This is a genomic window from Actinoplanes flavus (genome assembly GCF_017592555.1).
GTDB classification, from domain to species: domain Bacteria; phylum Actinomycetota; class Actinomycetes; order Mycobacteriales; family Micromonosporaceae; genus Actinoplanes; species Actinoplanes flavus.
This window is the reverse complement of sequence record NZ_JAGFNS010000086.1, coordinates 1-1,067: the sequence shown is the minus strand read 5'-3', so window position 1 is coordinate 1,067 and position 1,067 is coordinate 1. Positions and strand designations below refer to the sequence as shown.

At 75.4% G+C, this 1,067-nt stretch carries 1 pseudogene; it reads right to left on the bottom strand.

Annotated features, from left to right (window positions below):
* Positions 1–597: pseudogene (locus J5X75_RS43780) on the bottom strand (hypothetical protein); the annotation flags it as partial.
* Positions 598–1,067 lie beyond the last annotated feature (470 nt).

The window sequence follows — 1,067 nt, the reverse complement described above, 5'->3', positions numbered from 1 at the left end:
CGCGTCCGTGCCCGCCTCCGGGCCCGCGTCCGTGCCCGCCTCCGGGCCCGCGCCCGTGCCCGTGCCCGTGCCCGCGCCCGCTTCCGCTTCCGCTTCCGCTTCCGCTTCCGTGCCCGCGCCCGCTTCCGCTTCCGTGCCCGCGCCCGCCTCCGGGCCCGCGCCCGTGCCCGTGCCCGTGCCCGTGCTCGCCTCCGTGCCCGTGCCCGTGCCCGCGCCCGCTTCCGCTTCCGCTTCCGTGCCCGCGCCCGCTTCCGCTTCCGTGCCCGCGCCCGCTTCCGCTTCCGTGCCCGCCTCCGCGTCCGTTCCTGCTTCCGTGCCCGCTTCCGTGCCTGCCTCCGCGTCCGTGCCCGCTTCCGTGCCCGCTTCCGCCTCCGCGCCCGCGCCCGCCTCTGCGTCTCGGTCCGTGCTTGTGCTTGCCTCTGCGTCCGCGCGTGCGGTTGCCTCCGCCTCCGTGACTGCGTCCGTGCTCGTGCCCGCCCCTGTACCCGCACCCGCACCCACCTCTCCATTCATGCCCGTGCCCGCACCGGAGTCCGTGCCCGTGCCCGTCCCCGCGTCCGCACCCGCCTTGGCACCCGCGCTCGTGCCCGCGCCCACCGCTGCATTCGTGCCCGCGCCTGCGTCTGTCTCCGCGCCTGCGCCCGTGCCCCCGCTCGACTACGTGCCGGCACCCACCCGCGCGTCCGTGCCCGTGCCGGCGTCCGCGTCCGCACCCGCCTTGGCATCCGCGCTCGTGTCCGCGCCTACCGCTGCATTCGTGCCCGCGCCCGCGTCTGCCTCCGTATCCGTTCCCGAACCGAAGTCCGCGTCCGCGCTCGCCTCCGCGTCCGCCTCTGCGTCTCGGTCCGTGCTCATGCTTGGCTCCGCGTCCGCGCGTGCGGTTGCCTCCGCGCTGCGTCCGTGTTCGTGCCCGGCCCTGCACGCGCGCCCGCACCCACCTGGGCCTTCCCCCTTGATCTTGGACACTTGAACCTTGGATCGTGAGGTCTGGGGAGATCAGGAGTCCTGGAACACCATGGCGAACAAGCACTATCCCGCCCAGGTCAAGGCCGACGCGGTGGCGTTGT